Source organism: Pseudomonas sp. B8(2017) (assembly GCF_002113575.1).
In the GTDB taxonomy this organism is placed as follows: Bacteria; Pseudomonadota; Gammaproteobacteria; order Pseudomonadales; family Pseudomonadaceae; genus Aquipseudomonas; species Aquipseudomonas putida_Z.
The window spans coordinates 418608-435068 of the sequence record NZ_NEIO01000003.1; the positions used below are offsets into that span (position 1 = coordinate 418608).

14 protein-coding genes are annotated in these 16461 nt (G+C 62.9%); 7 read left to right on the forward strand and 7 right to left on the reverse strand.

What is annotated here, in order from left to right; translation table 11 throughout:
* Window positions 1-434 precede the first annotated feature (434 nt).
* Both brnQ and CAG22_RS07915 read left to right on the forward strand, forming a co-directional pair.
* Entirely contained in the window at window positions 435-1748 is a 1314-nt protein-coding gene (gene brnQ / locus CAG22_RS07910) for a branched-chain amino acid transport system II carrier protein (RefSeq protein WP_075045845.1), read from the forward strand.
* Window positions 1749-2059: 311 nt separating this feature from the next.
* Window positions 2060-2809, forward strand: a complete 750-nt coding sequence (locus tag CAG22_RS07915) for a DUF599 domain-containing protein (RefSeq protein ID WP_085705158.1) — start codon at window positions 2060-2062, stop codon at window positions 2807-2809.
* Between the two features lie 67 nt (window positions 2810-2876).
* On the opposite strand, the gene CAG22_RS07920 is transcribed toward CAG22_RS07915, so the two are convergent.
* Window positions 2877-3170: a hypothetical protein gene (locus CAG22_RS07920; RefSeq protein ID WP_075045843.1), complete on the reverse strand. Its 294-nt coding sequence runs from the start codon at window positions 3168-3170 to the stop codon at window positions 2877-2879.
* Window positions 3171-3324: 154 nt separating this feature from the next.
* Between CAG22_RS07920 and CAG22_RS07925 the strand changes: the two genes are divergently transcribed.
* The 4 genes from CAG22_RS07925 (at window position 3325) to CAG22_RS07940 (ending at window position 7060) form a co-directional block, all read left to right on the forward strand.
* Window positions 3325-3801, forward strand: coding sequence for a PaaI family thioesterase (locus CAG22_RS07925; RefSeq protein WP_085705160.1), 477 nt, complete (start codon window positions 3325-3327; stop codon window positions 3799-3801).
* Window positions 3798-4280 (forward strand): PaaI family thioesterase, encoded by a 483-nt coding sequence (locus CAG22_RS07930; protein ID WP_025339965.1) that lies wholly within the window; start codon window positions 3798-3800, stop codon window positions 4278-4280. Before CAG22_RS07925 ends, CAG22_RS07930 begins: the two co-directional genes overlap by 4 nt.
* Window positions 4281-4350: 70 nt before the next feature.
* A complete protein-coding gene (gene htpG, locus CAG22_RS07935) occupies window positions 4351-6255 on the forward strand; it encodes a molecular chaperone HtpG (protein WP_025339964.1) in 1905 nt (634 codons plus the stop codon).
* A 79-nt stretch (window positions 6256-6334) separates the two neighbouring features.
* The gene (locus tag CAG22_RS07940) at window positions 6335-7060 is read left to right on the forward strand and encodes a dienelactone hydrolase family protein (protein ID WP_015271090.1); all 726 of its coding nucleotides are present in this window, start codon (window positions 6335-6337) and stop codon (window positions 7058-7060) included.
* A gap of 115 nt (window positions 7061-7175) precedes the next feature.
* Here the strand turns inward: CAG22_RS07940 and CAG22_RS07945 are convergent, their stop codons facing one another.
* Window positions 7176-8039 carry a pirin family protein gene (locus CAG22_RS07945; protein ID WP_085705162.1) on the reverse strand — a complete coding sequence of 288 codons (864 nt, stop codon included), beginning with the start codon at window positions 8037-8039 and terminating at the stop codon, window positions 7176-7178.
* Between the two features lie 118 nt (window positions 8040-8157).
* Between CAG22_RS07945 and CAG22_RS07950 the strand changes: the two genes are divergently transcribed.
* Window positions 8158-9162 carry an amidohydrolase family protein gene (locus CAG22_RS07950; protein ID WP_085592766.1) on the forward strand — a complete coding sequence of 335 codons (1005 nt, stop codon included), beginning with the start codon at window positions 8158-8160 and terminating at the stop codon, window positions 9160-9162.
* Between the two features lie 176 nt (window positions 9163-9338).
* Here CAG22_RS07950 and fabB read toward each other — a convergent pair whose 3' ends face one another.
* From fabB to CAG22_RS07975, 5 genes are all read right to left on the reverse strand, one after another.
* On the reverse strand, window positions 9339-10559 hold the full coding sequence (gene fabB / locus CAG22_RS07955) for a beta-ketoacyl-ACP synthase I (protein ID WP_075045838.1): 1221 nt from the start codon (window positions 10557-10559) through the stop codon (window positions 9339-9341).
* 11 nt (window positions 10560-10570) lie between these two features.
* The gene (gene fabA / locus CAG22_RS07960; protein WP_003251509.1) at window positions 10571-11086 is read right to left on the reverse strand and encodes a 3-hydroxyacyl-[acyl-carrier-protein] dehydratase FabA; all 516 of its coding nucleotides are present in this window, start codon (window positions 11084-11086) and stop codon (window positions 10571-10573) included.
* A 207-nt stretch (window positions 11087-11293) separates the two neighbouring features.
* Window positions 11294-13225, reverse strand: a complete 1932-nt coding sequence (locus CAG22_RS07965) for an ATP-binding protein (protein ID WP_025339961.1) — start codon at window positions 13223-13225, stop codon at window positions 11294-11296.
* On the reverse strand, window positions 13222-14112 hold the full coding sequence (locus tag CAG22_RS07970; protein ID WP_085592764.1) for an ABC transporter substrate-binding protein: 891 nt from the start codon (window positions 14110-14112) through the stop codon (window positions 13222-13224). Before CAG22_RS07970 ends, CAG22_RS07965 begins: the two co-directional genes overlap by 4 nt.
* Window positions 14112-16259 (reverse strand): TonB-dependent siderophore receptor, encoded by a 2148-nt coding sequence (locus tag CAG22_RS07975; protein WP_170929279.1) that lies wholly within the window; start codon window positions 16257-16259, stop codon window positions 14112-14114. Before CAG22_RS07975 ends, CAG22_RS07970 begins: the two co-directional genes overlap by 1 nt.
* Window positions 16260-16461: the final 202 nt, after the last annotated feature.

Genomic DNA, 16461 nt, shown 5'->3' on the forward strand with positions numbered 1-16461 from the left:
CGTTTCTGGGTATTGGGTATTCCTGCACTGGCCCTATCGCCGGCAAGCCAGCTCCCACAGGAGATCACCACAGGCCCTGATTGTGAAGGTCTCCTGTGGGAGCTGGCTTGCCGGCGATAGGGCCAGTGCAAACTGCGAAGAACTTTCTATGGGTTTGATAGGAATTTTCACGCAGACGAATGTTTCAATCCGAGGATAATTCTCGCTGTCCTCGGTCGCACAGACGACAAACATGTACGCACATCGGACAAGCAGCACTGTGCCAGTGCGTTTGACTGACAAAACAGTTACATTACGCGTTCACTCTGTGCCCGTACCCCAAAAGGGAACGACACGCTAAACGGGTCTGGCCTATCAAGCCGGGCAGCATTTCCCCTCATCCAAAGGGAAATCCCCTCTCGAATCCCGATTTCAGCAGTGTGGTACTACCTTAAATGAAAGTTCTCAAAGGCCAGGATATCCTGGCGCTTGGCTTTATGACGTTTGCGCTTTTCGTGGGCGCTGGCAACATCATCTTCCCGCCTATCGTCGGTCTGCAGTCTGGCCCGCACGTATGGATGGCGGCCCTGGGCTTCCTGGTTACCGCCGTGGGCCTGCCGGTCATCACCGTGGTCGCCCTGGCCAAGGTCGGCGGCGGCATGGATGCCCTGAGCAGCCCGATCGGCAAGTTCTTCGGTGGCCTGCTGGCGGCCGTGTGCTACTTGTCGGTCGGCCCGCTGTTCGCCACCCCGCGCACCGCGACCGTATCGTTCGAAGTGGGCGTTGCGCCGCTGACCGGCGAAAGTCCGCTGGCGCTGTTCATCTACAGCCTGGTGTACTTCCTCGTGGTACTGGCCGTGTCCATGTACCCAGGCAAGCTGCTCGATACCGTGGGCCGCTTCCTGGCGCCGTTGAAGATCATCGCCCTGGCGGTGCTGGGCATCGCCGCCTTCGCGCTGCCTGCCGGCACCATTGGTGACGCGCAGCCGGCCTATGCCGCCGCAGCGTTCTCCAAGGGCTTCTCCGATGGTTACCTGACCATGGACACCCTGGGTGCCCTGGTGTTCGGTATCGTCATCGTCAACGCCATCCGCTCGCGCGGTGTCGAGTCGCCGAAGCTGATCACCCGCTATGCCATCATCGCCGGCCTGATCGCCGGTGTCGGCCTGGCCCTGGTGTACATCAGCCTGTTCCGCCTGGGTGCAACCAGCCACGATATCGCGGCTGACGCCACCAACGGCGCGGCGGTACTGCATGCCTACGTGCAGCACACCTTCGGTTCGCTGGGCAGCGGCTTCCTCGCCGTGCTGATCGCGCTGGCCTGCCTGGTGACCGCGGTTGGCCTGACCTGCGCCTGCGCCGAGTACTTCAGCCAGATGCTGCCGCTGTCGTACCGCGCACTGGTGGTGATCCTGGCGGGCTTCTCGCTGCTGATCTCCAACCTCGGCCTGACCAAGCTGATCATGTTCTCGATCCCGGTGCTCACCGCGATCTACCCGCCGTGCATCGTGGTGGTCGGGCTCAGCTTCGTGAAGGACCTGTGGAACTCGCCAACCCGCATCCTGGCGCCAGTGATGCTGGTATCGCTGCTGTTCGGCATGGTCGATGCGATCAAGGGCAGCGGCATTGCCCACGTGCTGCCGGACTTCATGGCACACCTGCCGTTGAGCGACCAGGGCCTGGCCTGGCTGGTGCCTTCGGTGGTGACCCTGGTTGGCGCCGTGGCCTGCGACCGCATGCTCGGCAAGCCGCGCGAAGCGCTGGCCTGATAGTCGAAGCCTGAGGGCGGCACCGGCCACAAGCCGAAGGGTGCTCGCCAAGGGTGGAAACTCAAGAGCCCCGCATCCGGAAGGATGCGGGGCTTTTTCTTTGCCTGTACCGGCCTCTTCGCGGGCGCGCCCGCTCCCACAGGTCAAGCGCAAACCTCAGAATTGGCGCTGTACCTGTGGGAGCGGGCGTGCCCGCGAAGAGGCCGGAATGAGCAGTGCAAATATCAGGATGGATGTGTGCCTTTTGCCGCTTGCCAGCGTCGAAATCCGGTCCCTATCCTTCAGGTATCTGGCCCTCCCGGGAACCCTGCATGAACTTCATCCAAAGCAACTTCAACAACCTGTTGGCCATCGCCTGGTTCGCCCTGTGCTGGGGCGGTTACACCCGTTATGCCATCTGGAAGGGCCGCGACACCGCGTGCCTGGCCAGCGTGCTGCACCTGTACCGCGAAGACTGGATGCGCCGCATGCTGCTGCGCGACAACCGCATTGCCGATGCCAGCGTGATCGGCAACCTCGAGCGCAACGCCTCGTTCTTCGCCTCCAGCACCCTGATCATCCTTGCCGGCATCCTCACCGTGCTTGGGGCCTCCGACCGGGCGCTGTCGCTGCTGGCCGACCTGCCGCTGGTGCAGCAGACGTCCCAGGGCATGTCGGAGATCAAGCTGCTGTGCCTGGCCATGGTCTTCGTCTACGCCTTTTTCACCTTCAGCTGGTGCATGCGCCAATACAACTTCGCGGCAGTGCTGGTGGGTTCGGCGCCGATGATCGGTGAACGGCTGGTCAATGAACTTGAACGCAAGGCATTCGCCTCGCGGGCGGCGCGGGTGCTGTCGCTTGCCGCCAACCAGTTCAACCTGGGCCTGCGTTCCTATTACTTCGGCATGGCCATGTTGAGCTGGTTCATCAGCCCATGGTTGTTCATGGTCATGAGTGTCGGGGTAGTGCTGATTCTGTACCGCCGCGAGTTCCATTCGGATGTGTTGGATGTGATGGTGTTCACACCTACCGAAAGTGTTTCGATCGAACCCGCCAAGGAAAACACCGCTCCTAGTACCTGAAACGTTTAATCCATAAGTTTCAGGCACAAAAAAACCCGACAATGTCGGGTTTTCTTGTTTTAGCCGATTACTGCTTGGCAGGTTCGGCTGGAGCAGCTGGGGCAGCTGGAGCGGCTTCCGGAGCCGGAGTAGCCGGAGCGGCTTCTTCGGCGGCCTTCTGCTCGGCTTCGGCCTGATCTTTGGCGGCTTCGGCGTTTTCCTTGGCAGCCTCGTTCATTTTATCCTGAGCTTCGCCCGCTTTTTCCTGGGCTTGCTCGGCGTGTTGCTGTGCGTCCTGGGCTTTGTCTTCGCTCGCTTTATCGCAAGCGGCCAGGCCCATGGCAGCGGCCAGCATCAGAGCAAAAGCAAAAGGTTTACGCATGGGGGTGTTTCTCCTTGGTGGAATAAGTGACTTGTTCCTTCGAGTGCAACTACGCGGAATAAGTTCCGCGAAGATTACACATATATAACGCCCCGTTCTATATGGACTTTTTAACGATTTTATGCCGCTGCGGCAATACGCAGGGAAACAGCCAATGAGCGATTCAACCTTGATGGCCATGGCCGAGCGTTTTCTCTCGGCCCTGAAACATTGTCAGTTGCTGCAAATGCGCGTGGCGCAAGCCAATGCCGATGGCATGACCCTGGTGCTGCCCTGGTCACCGGCCATCGTCGGCAACCCGCAGACCGGCGCCGTGCATGGCGGCGCGCTGACCACGCTGATGGACACCACCTGCGGCATGGCCACGCTGTGCGTGCTGCCGCGCTTCGAGGTGTGCCCGACACTGGACCTGCGCATCGACTACATGCACCCGGCAGAGGCCGGCAAGGACATCTACGGCCATGCCCAATGCTATCGGGTCACCCGTGATGTGATCTTCACCCGTGGCACGGCCTATCAGGACGACCCCGCCCAGCCGATCTGCCAGGTGGTGGGCACGTTCATGCGCCTGGGCCAGGAGATCAAGGGTGGCATCCGTTTCGGCAACAGCCTGAAGGAGGGCGGGGCATGATTCCGCACGAGGTTCGTCAACAGCTCAACGCCGCTCACGCAGTGGGAGACTATCGGCCTTTGCTGGCACTGATCCCCTATGCCGGCCTGATCGGCATCGAATGCGAGCGCGAGGGCGATGACCTGCTGTTCCGCCTGCCTGCCAGCCAGGACAACATCGGCAACCCGCTGCTGCCGGCCATCCACGGCGGGGTGATCGCGGGCTTCATGGAGCTGTCGGCAGCGCTGTACCTGCTGATCTTCAGCGAGAGCGCGAGCATTCCGAAGATCATCGACTTTTCCATCGATTATCTGCGCGCCGGGCACTTTCGCGATACCTACGCTCAGTGCCAACTGTGGCGCCAGGGCCGGCGGGTGACCAATGTGGCCATCACCGCCTGGCAGGGTGACAGGCAGTCGCCGATCGCCACGGCTCGCGCGCATTTCAAGATCGAACCGGAAAAGCCCTTGAAATCATCCGGGCAGCCCCCATCTGCATGACATCCGCCGCTAACGCAGGCCAACCTGGCCGCCAGGCGTCAACTGCCATCAGATCGGAGTTTTGAAGACCATGAGTGTGGAGACTCAAAAAGAAACGCTGGGCTTCCAGACCGAGGTAAAGCAGCTGCTGCACCTCATGATCCATTCCTTGTATTCGAACAAGGAGATCTTCCTGCGTGAATTGATCTCCAACGCCTCCGACGCCGCCGACAAGCTGCGTTTCGAGGCCCTGGCCAAGCCAGAGCTGTTCGAAGGCGACGCCGACCTGAAGATTCGCCTGAGCTTCGACAAGGACGCCGGTACCGTTACCCTCGAGGACAACGGCATCGGCATGAGCCGCGAAGACGTCATCGCCCACCTGGGTACCATCGCCAAGTCCGGCACCGCCGACTTCATGAAGAACCTCACCGGTGACCAGAAGAAGGACTCGCACCTGATCGGTCAGTTCGGTGTGGGCTTCTACTCTGCGTTCATCGTTGCCGACAAGGTCGACGTGTACAGCCGTCGTGCCGGCCAGCCGGCCGCCGAAGGCGTGCACTGGTCGTCGAAAGGCGAGGGCGAGTTCGAAGTCGCCACCATCGACAAGCCACAGCGCGGCACCCGCATCGTCCTGCACCTGAAGAAGGACGAGCAGGAGTTCGCTGATGGCTGGCGCCTGCGCAACGTGGTCAAGAAGTACTCCGACCACATCGCCATGCCGATCCAGCTGCCGAAGGAGCAAGCTGCCGCCGAAGGCGAAGAACAGCCGGCCGAAGAGTGGGAAACCGTCAACCGTGCCAGCGCCCTGTGGACCCGTCCGCGTACCGAGATCAAGGACGAGGAGTACCAGGAGTTCTACAAGCACATCGGCCATGACTTCGAAAACCCGCTGGCCTGGAGCCACAACAAGGTCGAAGGCAAGCTCGAATACAACTCGCTGCTGTACGTGCCGGCCCGCGCGCCGTTCGACCTGTACCAGCGCGAAGCGCCACGCGGCCTGAAGCTGTACGTGCAGCGCGTGTTCATCATGGACCAGGCCGAGTCGTTCCTGCCGCTGTACCTGCGCTTCATCAAGGGTGTGGTCGATTCCAACGACCTGTCGCTGAACGTGTCGCGTGAAATCCTGCAGAAAGACCCGATCATCGACTCGATGAAGACCGCGCTGACCAAGCGCGTGCTGGACATGCTGGAGAAGCTGGCGAAGAACGAGCCCGAGCAGTACAAGGGCTTCTGGAAGAACTTCGGCCAGGTGCTGAAGGAAGGCCCGGCCGAAGACTTCGCCAACAAGGAAAAGATCGCCGGCCTGCTGCGCTTCGCTTCCACCCAGGACGACAGCGGCGAGCAGAGCGTTGCCCTGGCCGACTACCTGGCACGCGCCAAGGAAGGCCAGGACAAGATCTACTACCTCACCGGCGAGTCGTACGCGCAGGTCAAGAACAGCCCGCACCTGGAAGTCTTCCGCAAGAAAGGCATCGAAGTGCTACTGCTGACCGACCGTATCGACGAGTGGCTGATGAGCTACCTCAACGAGTTCGACGGCAAGGCCTTCGTCGACGTCGCCCGTGGCGACCTGGACCTGGGCAAGCTGGATTCGGAAGAAGACAAGAAGGCCCAGGAAGAAGTCGCCAAGGACAAGGAAGGCCTGGTCGAGCGCCTGAAGGGCGCGCTGGGTGACAGCGTGGCCGAAGTGCGCGTGTCGCACCGCCTGACCGACTCGCCGGCGATTTTGGCCATCGGTGAGCAGGACCTGGGCCTGCAGATGCGCCAGATCCTCGAAGCCAGCGGGCAGAAGGTGCCGGAGTCCAAGCCGATCTTCGAGTTTAACCCGACCCACCCGCTGATCGAGAAGCTGGACAACGAGCAGAGCGAAGACCGCTTTGCCGAGCTGTCGCACATCCTGTTCGATCAGGCGGCCCTGGCGGCCGGTGACAGCTTGAAGGACCCGGCGGCTTACGTTCGTCGCCTGAACAAGCTGCTGGTCGAGCTGTCTGCTTGAGTTGATGCATAGGAAAGCCCGCTTCGGCGGGCTTTTTTCATGGCGAGCATATTGATGACGAGTGCCAAAGGAGTGCTTGATGAGCAAAGTAATCGTCGAATCGCTGGTCTATCACCTGTCCGGCAAGGCGTATGAAAGCCGCCTGGTCTACGAGCCGGGCGCGCTGGGGCGGCCAGGCCTGGTGATGGCGCCGAACTGGATGGGTATCGGCGAAGGTGCCGAGCGCATCGCCAAGGAAGTGGCCGAGAAGGGCTATGTGGTGCTGATTGCCGACCTGTACGGGCAATCGGTGCGTCCGTCCAACGCTGACGAGGCCGGCGCGGCGATGATGCCGTTGAAGAACGACCGTGGCGAGCTGCGCAAGCGCATGCAGGAAGCCCTGGCGCAACTGTTGGGGCAGTCGAAGGCGCTGCTGGAGCCGGGCAAGGTCGGCACGTTCGGTTTCTGCTTTGGTGGCTGCTGTGCACTGGAACTGGCCCGTACCGGCGCCGATTTGCGTGCGGCGGTGTCGTTCCATGGCACGCTGGACACGCCGAACCCGGAAGATGCCAAGCGCATCAAGGGCTCGGTGCTGGTGCTGCACGGCGCTTCCGACCCACTGGTGCCGAAGGAGCAGCTGCCGGCGTTCGAGGAGGAGATGAACGCGGCCAAGGTTGACTGGCAATTGCTCAGCTATGGCGGCGCGGTGCACTCGTTTACCGACCCGAGTGCCAATGTGCCGGGCAAGATGCAGTATGACCGGCGTACCTCGGAGCGGGCGTTCCGCTCGATGCATAACCTGCTGACCGAAGTGTTCCAGCGCTGAGATTGCAGGGGGCCGCTGTGCGGCCCATCGCCGGCAAGCCAGCTCCCACAGTGAAGACAGCGCCGTACCTGTGGGAGCTGGCTTGCCGGCGATGGGCTGCAAAGCAGCCCCAAAATTACCTGGGCAGCTCGATCCTCGAAGTTTCCCCCGGCACCACCGGCCAATCCCCCGCAGCCCACTTGGCCCGGGCCTGTTCGATCAGTTCCACATCACTGGCGACAAAGTTCCAGTTCATCCGCCGCGGCCCATCCAGCGGCGCGCCACCAATCAGCACCAGTTGGCACTCACCTTCCGCATACAGTGTCACCTCTTCGCCCTCCGGCAGCACCACCAGGCTATACGGCTCCACCTCCTCATCGTTCATCAGCAATTCGCCATCCAGTACGTACAGCGCCCGTTGCGCATGCTCATTCGGCACCTGCAAGGTAGTCGCCGGCTGCATCCGCACATGCGCGTAAAGGGTAGGGGAGAGCACCGGCACCGGCGACTCCAGGCAGAACCCGCTGCCGGCAATCATGCAGATGCGCACCCCCAGGCTCTCGCTGACCGGCAGGCTTGCCGCCGGGTGGTGGCTGTAACTTGCCGGGCCTTGTTCATGCTCGCGTGGTGACGCCAGCCATACCTGCAACCCGTGCAGGCGTGAACCATGGGCCAGAGCATCTTCAGGCGTGCGCTCGACATGGGCCACGCCGCTGCCTGCGGTCATCCAGCTGACGTCGCCCGGCAGCACCCGCTGCGCCGAGCCGAGGCTGTCCTTGTGCAGGATTGCCCCTTCGAACAGGTAGGTAAGGGTCGACAGGCCGATATGCGGGTGCTGGCGGATGTCCATGCCATGCCCAGGGGCATAGTCGGTTTCGAGCATGTGGTCGAAAAACACGAACGGGCCGACGCTGCGGCACTGGGCCGACGGCAGCGGGCGCAGGATTGGCTGGCCCTCGACCGATTCGGCACGTGGGCGGATGACCAGGGGGCTGCTCATGGGAAGGCTCCAGGCAAGGTGGAAATGCCCCCAAGCATAGCGGTTTGCCCGCCGCGGCTGAACCGTCTCGTTGGCTGGCCGGTCTAGTGGTGTGGTATCCGGAAAAGGAAGCTTCATCATGATCGTCAGAGCGCTGGCCTGCGTGCTGTTATCCACCTGGCTGTGCCAAGCGGCGCAGGCGCGCGACTACCGCTACAGTGACGCCCACCTGCACTACGTCGACTTCTTCCAGGAAAGCGAAGGCATGCCCGCGCTGATCAAGGCCATGGACGCCGCCGGTATCGAGCAGTCGATGATTTCCGGCATCCCGGTGGCCAAGAAGTGGCACGAAGACGAGCCCAAGCGCCCGCGCTATTACGCTGGGGATGACGCCGAAGCCTACTGGTACAGCGCCACCGACACCTACGTGGCTGCGGCGTTGCAGCAACTGCCCGACGAGCAGCGCAAGCGCTTTCATCCGTTCCTGGCCGGCTTCAATCCGGTGGACAAGAACGCCGCCAGCCATATCGAGCGCATGCTCGATCTGTATCCGGGGCTGTGGCAGGGCATTGGCGAAGTGTTCACCCGCCACGATGACCTGACGGCACTGACCAGCGGTGACACGCCGCGCGCCAACAACGAAGCGATGACGCGTATCTATCACCTGGCAGCCGAGCGCGACTTGCCGGTGCTGCTGCATTCCAACATCACCTCCAAACGCGAGCGCAACCCCTTGTACCTGGCGGAGATCGAAGAGCCACTGCGCAATCACCCGCACACGCGGTTTATCTGGGCGCACGCCGGCAGCAGCATGGAGATTCACCGGCACCAGACACAGATGGACTTTCTGCTGCCGGTGCTGACGCGGTTACTGGAGGATTACCCGAACCTGTATGTCGATTTGTCGTGGAGCGTGCTGGAGCCTTATCTGCTGGATGACCGGGGTGTGCCGCGCAAGGCGTGGCTGGCACTGGTCGAAAGGTTCCCGGAGCGGTTCATGCTGGGTTCGGATGTGGTGGGGCGGTTTGGTAGCCTTGGGGAGCAGATGCATGGGTTCAGGCCGTTTCTGGATGCATTGCCGGAACAAGTTGCCAACAAGGTGGCCAGGGAGAATTTTCTGGCTGTACTGCCCAGGCAGAAATAAGGGTTTTCCTGTGCTGGCCCTATCGCCGGCAAGCCAGCTCCCACAGGTACTGCGCAGGTTCCGAAGCCTATGCAGTACCTGTGGGAGCTGGCTTGCCGGCGATAGGGCCGGTACAGGCAACACAAATGAAAACGCCCCGAACCAGTCGGGGCGTTTTCGTTTACCGCAGCAGCGTCTTACTTGCCTTCCCAGCGCTTGAGCACCAGGGTGGCGTTGGTGCCGCCGAAGCCGAAGCTGTTGCTCATGACCGTATCGATCTTGGCGTTTTCTTCGGTCTTGCGCAGGATCGGCAGGTCGGCGACCTCCGGGTCCAGCTCGTCAATGTTGGCGGAGCCGGCGATGAAGTTGTTTTCCATCATCAGCAGGCAGTAGATCGCCTCGTGTACGCCGGCAGCGCCCAGCGAGTGGCCCGACAGGCTCTTGGTCGAGCTGATCTTCGGTGCCTTGTCGCCGAACACGGCGCGAACGCCCTTGATCTCGGCAACGTCACCGACCGGCGTCGAGGTGCCGTGGGTGTTCAGGTAGTCGATCGGGGTGTCGACGGTCGACAGCGCCTGCTGCATGCAGCGGATGGCACCTTCGCCGCTCGGGGCAACCATGTCGTAGCCGTCGGAAGTGGCGCCGTAACCGACGATTTCCGCGTAGATCTTGGCGCCACGGGCCAGGGCGTGCTCCAGCTCCTCGACCACCACCATGCCGCCACCGCCAGCGATGACGAAGCCATCACGGTCGGCGTCGTAGGCGCGCGAGGCCTGGTCCGGGGTTTCGTTGCGCTTGGTCGACAGGGCGCCCATGGCATCGAACAGGAACGACTGGCTCCAGTGCTCTTCTTCACCGCCACCGGCGAAGACGATGTCCTGCTTGCCCCACTGGATCTGCTCCAGGGCGGTGCCGATGCAGTGTGCCGAAGTGGCGCAGGCCGACGAGATCGAGTAGTTGATGCCCTTGATCTTGAACGGTGTGGCCAGGCACGCCGAAACGGTGCTGCCCATGGTGCGGGTAACGCGGTACGGGCCGACGCGCTTGACGCCTTTCTCGCGCAGGGTGTCCAGCGCTTCCATCTGGTTCAGGGTCGAGGCGCCGCCGGAGCCAGCCACCAGGCCGGTACGCGGGTTGGAAACCTGCTCTTCGGTCAGGCCGGCGTCCTTGATCGCGTCCTGCATCGCCAGGTAGGCGTAGGCAGCAGCGTGGCCGACGAAGCGGTAGACCTTGCGGTCGATCAGTTCTTCGAGGTTGAGGTCGATGGACCCGGAAACCTGGCTACGCAGCCCCATTTCCTTGTATTCCGGGTTGTAACGGATACCCGGACGGCTGTTGCGCAGGTTTTCGGTGACGGTAGCTTTGTCATTGCCCAGGCACGATACGATGCCCAGACCAGTGATAACGACGCGGCGCATGCGAATAACCCTTAGAAATTGTCAGTGGAGGTGAACACGCCGACCCGCAGGCCTTCGGCAGTGTAGATCTCGCGGCCGTCGACGCTGACCGAGCCATCGGCGATGGCCATGTTCAGCTTGCCCTTCAGGACGCGCTTGATGTGAATGTTGTAAGTGACTTTCTTGGCTTCCGGCAGTACCTGGCCAAAGAACTTCACCTCGCCCGAACCCAGGGCGCGACCGCGGCCCGGCAGGCCCTGCCAGCCGAGGAAGAAACCTACCAGCTGCCACATGGCGTCGAGGCCCAGGCAGCCCGGCATTACCGGGTCGCCTTCGAAGTGGCAGGCGAAGAACCACAGGTCCGGATTGATATCCAGCTCGGCGACCAATTCACCTTTGCCGTACTTGCCGCCTTCTTCGCTGATATGGGTGATGCGATCGACCATCAGCATGTTCGGCGCGGGCAGTTGCGCATTACCTGGGCCGAACAGCTCACCGCGACTGCAGCGCAGCAGGTCTTCCCGAGTAAAGGCGTGTTGTTTGGTCATGCGAGCTCCTCAATAACCCCCTGCGGCAGGGGATGAATCTTCCCGGCCGGCCCGATACGCATCGCGTCCGAGACGGCAGCCTACAGGTAGACTATTGCGTTGTGGTGAAAGTCACAGTGCACCCGGTGAAAGAAGTACAGGTGTGCACTGAAACGTCTATTTTCAGGTCCGATGAAGGTCCTGTCCAGTGTTTAAGACTGCCGCACTTTAGCATTTATCGCCAGTCGCGGTTGTCTGACCGGGTAGCCAGCGCTGCAGCACGCGCTGCAGTTCGGTGCGGCGCAAGGGTTTGCTCAGGTAGTCGTCCATGCCGGCCGCCATGCAACGCTCGCGGTCGCCCTGCAAGGCGTTGGCGGTCAGGGCGATGATCGGTAGCCTGGCGCCGTTGGGCAGCTGGCGGATACGCCGGGTGGCTTCATAGCCGTCCAGGTGCGGCAGGCGGCAGTCCATCAGCACGGCGGCAAAACGCTGCCGGCTGACCCGTTCGACCGCCTCCAGGCCGTCCTCGGCAGTGCATACCGCCAGCCCCAGGCTACGCAGCATGGCCTCGATGACACTTTGGTTGACCGGATTGTCCTCTACCAGCAGCACCTGATCATTGTCGGCCACCGCCGGCGGCGCAGCGCTTGGCAGCGTCAGTGATACCGGGGCAGGGCTGGCCAGGGCCAGCGGCATCTCCAGGGTAAAGGTCGAGCCCAGGCCTTCACGGCTTTCGCCGCGCAGCTTGCCGCCCATGCGTTCGGCCAGGGTGCGGGCAATCGACAGCCCCAGCCCGGTGCCGCCATAGCGGCGGGAAATCGAGCTGTCGGCCTGCTGGAAGGCGACGAACATCATTTCCAGGCGCTCGTTGTCGATGCCGATACCAGTGTCGCGCACACTGCAGGTCAGCCAGATCAGCTGGCGGTCGAGCACCTGCCAGCGCGCCTCGACCTGTACCTGGCCGCGTTCGGTGAATTTCAGCGCATTGCCGACCAGGTTCAGCAGGATCTGGCGGATGCGCGTGGGGTCGCCGTTCACCTGCAGCTGCTCGATACCCGCCGGCAGTTGCAGGTGCAGGGCAAGGCCGCGCTGCTGGGCGCTGTGCTGGAACGACTGGACGCTGCTGGTGATCAGCTCGCCCAGGTTGAAGTCGATGTGTTCCAGTTGCAGCGCGGCGCGTTCGATGCGCGAGAAGTCGAGGATGTCGTTGATGACCTTGAGCAGGTGCCCGGTGGATTCGCTTGCCACCGCGGTGTACTCGGCCTGTTCGCTGTTCAGCTGGGTGGTTTCCAGCAACTGCAGCATGCCCAGCACGCCATTCATCGGCGTGCGCAGCTCGTGGCTCATCATCGCCAGGAAGTCCGATTTGGCGCGGTTGGCCTGTTCGGCCTCCTCGCGGGCCTGGATCAGTTCGGCAATGGCCTGCTTCTGTTCATTGCTGGCCTGCTCCAGGGCGTGGGCCAGGTTGTTGATGTGGCGTGCCAGGTGGCCCAGTTCGCTGTCATCGACCACCGGCAACAGGGTGTGGTACTCGCCCTGCTGGATGGCCTTGACCGCATGCCCCATGTCGCTGATCGGCTTGGCCAGGCTCAGGGCCAGGCGGCGCGCCAGCAGGAAGGTGAACAGCAGGGCGAACAGCGCGAGGATACCGGCCTTGATCACGATTTCCTGCTGGCGCTGGCTGAAGGCGTCATCGGACATGCCGACGATGACCCGGCCCAGGTAATCGTCGCCGATGGCCGGGGTGGTGGCCTTGCCCTGTTGCAGGAAGTCGCTGTCCAGGCGGATCTGCTGCAGGCGGATGGGTGCCTGGAACACTTCGACGCGCTGCGCGCGGTTGGCGCTTTCGTCGGACTGCTCCACATACACCAGGATGTGGTTGCGGCTGTCCTGCACCTCGAGGAAGCGCACGTGGGGGATGCTGAGCGTGGCGCGCATCAGGCCCTCGAGCACTTCGTTGTTGCCCGAGATCACCCCGTATTCCGAGGCTGGCGCCAGCTGGTTGGCGATCAGCTGCCCGGTGTGGTTCAGTTCCTGGCGCAGGTCCTGGATACGCACGAAGGTGAAGAAGCTGATCAGCAGCAAGGTCAGCAGCAGGGCAGGGCCGAGGCTGATGATCTGGGTGCGGGTGTGGATGTCCCAGCTCAGGCGCTTGCTCATGGGGTGGGTTCTCCTTCGGCCAGGGCCTTGGCGGCGGCGTTCGGATCGATCGGTTCAAGGCCCAGGGCGCGCGCCACCTGCTGATTGCCGCTGACGCCGAAGCGCACCGGGTACAGGCTGCGCGGCCAGCGCGCCGGTGGCTGGTCGAGCAACTGGTCGAGCACCGCCAGCCAATCGTCCTGGTCACTGAAGGTGCTGGCCAGGGCGCCGGCGCGGACGAACCCGGCGTTCGGGCCGATCAGCGCCATCTGCCGGCCATAGCTGCTCAACAGCAGGTTCTTCGCAGTCTTGGAGTTGAACAGGTCGGCATCGTCCAGGCCCAGCAGCACGTCACTGTTGGCCAACAAATGTTGCAGAGGGCGGCTGTCGCGCGGGTCGGGCCAGTCCTGGGCAATGATCTCCAGGCCCAGCGCGCGGGCGGCATGGCGCAGCTCTTCGAGCAGAAAGCTGCTGTGCTCACCGTACAGCACACCAATGCGCTGGGCCTGCGGCAGCAGGTAGCGCGCCAGGCGCAGCTGTCGGCCCAGCGGCGGGTCGCTCCACAGCAGCGTGAGGAACGCGGGCCGCGACTTTCCCAGGCGCTGTTCAGCCTGTACCCGGCTGACCCTCATGGCCAGGGCCGGCGGGCCGGCGGTTTCCCCAAGGCGCCATTCCAGTGCGGCGTTGTCCAGCAAGATCAGGCGCTGGTCAGCCTTGAGCTTGCCCGGGCGTGGCAGGTCGGCGGTGGTCTGGAAATGCACGTGATCGTGCGGCCGGCGGCTTTCCAGCGCAGCGACGAAACTGCGAATGCCGGGCTGGTCTTCCGCGCCTACCAACACGATTTCGCTGGCGGACAGCGGCCCCATCGGCCACAGGCACAACAGCAACAGGCGCAGCAGCAGGGCCATCAGAACTCCAGCTCCGCGCTGACGCTCAGGCGGTGGCGGCTGTCGTAGCGGTTCTGGATTGCCGTGGTCGGCTCATCGTCCAGGCGCTGTTGCCACAGCGCCGCCAGCTCCAGGTTGCTGCCATGCACCCGGAAGCGCTTGGCCAGGCGCAGGTCCAGGCGCTCGTAGCGGTACTGGTTGAGCGCATCGTCGCCATAATAGAACAGCGCACTGGACCAGCCGTCGCCCCACTCGCGCATCCACCCGGCCGAGCCGCTGTTGCGCGCGCTGAGGCGGCGGTCGGCAGGGTTGCTTGCCCAGGCATCCACGTAGGCGTAGGTAAGGCGCAGGCGGTCGCGCAGGGTCGGGCGCCAGTCCAGTTGCGCCTCGCTGCCGCTGAAACGGGCCTTGTTGGCGTTGCTGGCGATGTACTGGTTGTTCTTCAGGGGCTCGCTGATCATTCCGGTGATCTCGTCGTAGAACAGCTTCACATCCATGTTCAGGTCGATGTCGCTGAAGTAGCCGTTGTAGCCCAGCTCGCGCGAGCGCATGCGTTCCTGGTCGAGGTCGCCCGGGCCGCGGGTCTTGACGAAGTATTCGCCGTTTTGCAGGCCGAAAGCGTTGGGGGTCAGGTTCTTGACCGTGTAGCTCCAGTTGATGTTGTTCTCGAACATGTCTGGCGAGCGCACTGCCTCGGAATACACCGCACGCAGGCCATGGCGCGGGGTGATCAGGTAGTTGACCGCCACGCGCGGGGTCAGCGAGCTGCCGGACAGGCGCGAGTCCTCGAACATGGCACCGCCCTGCAGGATCCAGTGCTCGTCGGCGCGCCACTCCAGCTGGCCGAACAGGCGCCAGGTCTGGTCGTCGATGCTGCCATTGAAGTAGGTCTGCGAGTCGGCACGATCATAGCGGTAGTTCATGCCGCTGAGCAGGCGCAGGCTGTCGGTCAGGCTCAGGGTATCCTGGATTTCCAGGTCGTAGCGGGTTTCGCGGGTGCTCTGGTCGACGTCGCCGCAAACCTGCTGCTTGCCACCGTTCGCCCATTGCTGCTGGACCTTCTCCAGAAGCGCTTTCATCACGGGATCATCGGTCGAAAGTGGTGCGCCGGTAGCAATGCCGCGCGCCACTTTTTCGGCGAAGTCAGGGTTCATTTGCCAGAGCTGGGTCAATTCCGGGCTGAACGACTGCAAGGCGTCGCAGGCACGCCACACCTGCTGGCGGTCGAAATGCTGGGCAGAGCCCTGGATATACAGGCTGTGCTCGGAGCTGAAGTCCTTGGTCCAGCGCAATGAGCCGGCGTAGTCCTTGGCATTGACGTCAGCGTTGTTACCGGCTTCGTATTTGGCGAACACCGGCTGATAGGTATAAGGCCGCTGGTTGCTGCCTTCCTTCGCCGCCAGTTGCCATTCCAGGGTCTGGTCGTGCGCCAGGCTGTGGCTGGCGTTGATATTGAAGCGGGTTAGCCGGCGGCTGTCGCGGTAATCCTGGCCGAACTGGTTCTCGTCGAAGCCATCGTCCTGCTGGCCGGACAGCGACAGGCGCATGTCGCCGCCATCCCAGCCGAAGCCGTGGCTGGCGTAGAAATCGTTGATGCCGTCCTGGCCGCGGGTCATCTTCAGCCGCGTGCCATGGCTGTCGGCAGGGTTGCGGGTAAGGATGTTGACCACCGCCATCAGCGCATTGGCGCCGTAGCTGACCGTGTTGGGGCCGCGGAACACCTCGATGCGCTCGATATCCTCCATGGCCAGGGGGATGTCGCTCCAGTCCACCGTGGCCAGGCCGGCGCGGTACACCGAACGGCCATCGATCAGCACCTGCATGCGCCGGGCATCGTTGACGTTGCTGCCGTGGTAGTTGACCGTGGGTTGGTTGCCGGCGTTGTAGCCCACCATCATGCCCGGCACCAGGCGCAGCAGTTCGGGGATGTCGCGGGCACCGCTGGCGCGGATCAGCTCGCTGTCGAGCACGGTCATGCTGCCCGGGACTGCGGCGGGGGATTGTTTCAGGCGCGTGGCGGTCAGAACCTGCGGCAGGTCCGTGTTGTCGATGAACAGGTCATCGGCCACGGCCGGGCCACCGAGCAGGGCAGTCAGTATGAGCAGGCGCGGGTACGGGGGCGTGCCAGGGAACACAAAGCGGCCTTGTATCAGGATTGAAACAGGCATGGTAACTGACCGTGGCGTATTTGCCAGTGATCTGCATTACCCGTGATGGCCCTTTCGCGGGTAAACCCGCTCCCACAAGGACCGCACCGCTACTGAAGGCTTCGTTGTACCTGTGGGAGCGGGTTTACCCGCGAAGAGGCCAGTACTGACACTGGTTCTGTAGCAGGCGAGCCGTATAATGGCCGGGTCGCCACTTAACTTT

What these genes read in the sequence shown, in the direction of transcription:
- brnQ (WP_075045845.1), top strand. Translation starts at nt 435, where the DNA reads ATGAAAGTTCTCAAAGGCCAGGATATCCTGGCGCTTGGCTTTATGACG.
- CAG22_RS07915 (WP_085705158.1), top strand. Translation starts at nt 2,060, where the DNA reads ATGAACTTCATCCAAAGCAACTTCAACAACCTGTTGGCCATCGCCTGG.
- CAG22_RS07920 (WP_075045843.1), bottom strand. Translation starts at nt 3,170, where the DNA reads ATGCGTAAACCTTTTGCTTTTGCTCTGATGCTGGCCGCTGCCATGGGC.
- CAG22_RS07925 (WP_085705160.1), top strand. Translation starts at nt 3,325, where the DNA reads ATGAGCGATTCAACCTTGATGGCCATGGCCGAGCGTTTTCTCTCGGCC.
- CAG22_RS07930 (WP_025339965.1), top strand. Translation starts at nt 3,798, where the DNA reads ATGATTCCGCACGAGGTTCGTCAACAGCTCAACGCCGCTCACGCAGTG.
- htpG (WP_025339964.1), top strand. Translation starts at nt 4,351, where the DNA reads ATGAGTGTGGAGACTCAAAAAGAAACGCTGGGCTTCCAGACCGAGGTA.
- CAG22_RS07940 (WP_015271090.1), top strand. Translation starts at nt 6,335, where the DNA reads ATGAGCAAAGTAATCGTCGAATCGCTGGTCTATCACCTGTCCGGCAAG.
- CAG22_RS07945 (WP_085705162.1), bottom strand. Translation starts at nt 8,039, where the DNA reads ATGAGCAGCCCCCTGGTCATCCGCCCACGTGCCGAATCGGTCGAGGGC.
- CAG22_RS07950 (WP_085592766.1), top strand. Translation starts at nt 8,158, where the DNA reads ATGATCGTCAGAGCGCTGGCCTGCGTGCTGTTATCCACCTGGCTGTGC.
- fabB (WP_075045838.1), bottom strand. Translation starts at nt 10,559, where the DNA reads ATGCGCCGCGTCGTTATCACTGGTCTGGGCATCGTATCGTGCCTGGGC.
- fabA (WP_003251509.1), bottom strand. Translation starts at nt 11,086, where the DNA reads ATGACCAAACAACACGCCTTTACTCGGGAAGACCTGCTGCGCTGCAGT.
- CAG22_RS07965 (WP_025339961.1), bottom strand. Translation starts at nt 13,225, where the DNA reads ATGAGCAAGCGCCTGAGCTGGGACATCCACACCCGCACCCAGATCATC.
- CAG22_RS07970 (WP_085592764.1), bottom strand. Translation starts at nt 14,112, where the DNA reads ATGGCCCTGCTGCTGCGCCTGTTGCTGTTGTGCCTGTGGCCGATGGGG.
- CAG22_RS07975 (WP_170929279.1), bottom strand. Translation starts at nt 16,259, where the DNA reads ATGCCTGTTTCAATCCTGATACAAGGCCGCTTTGTGTTCCCTGGCACG.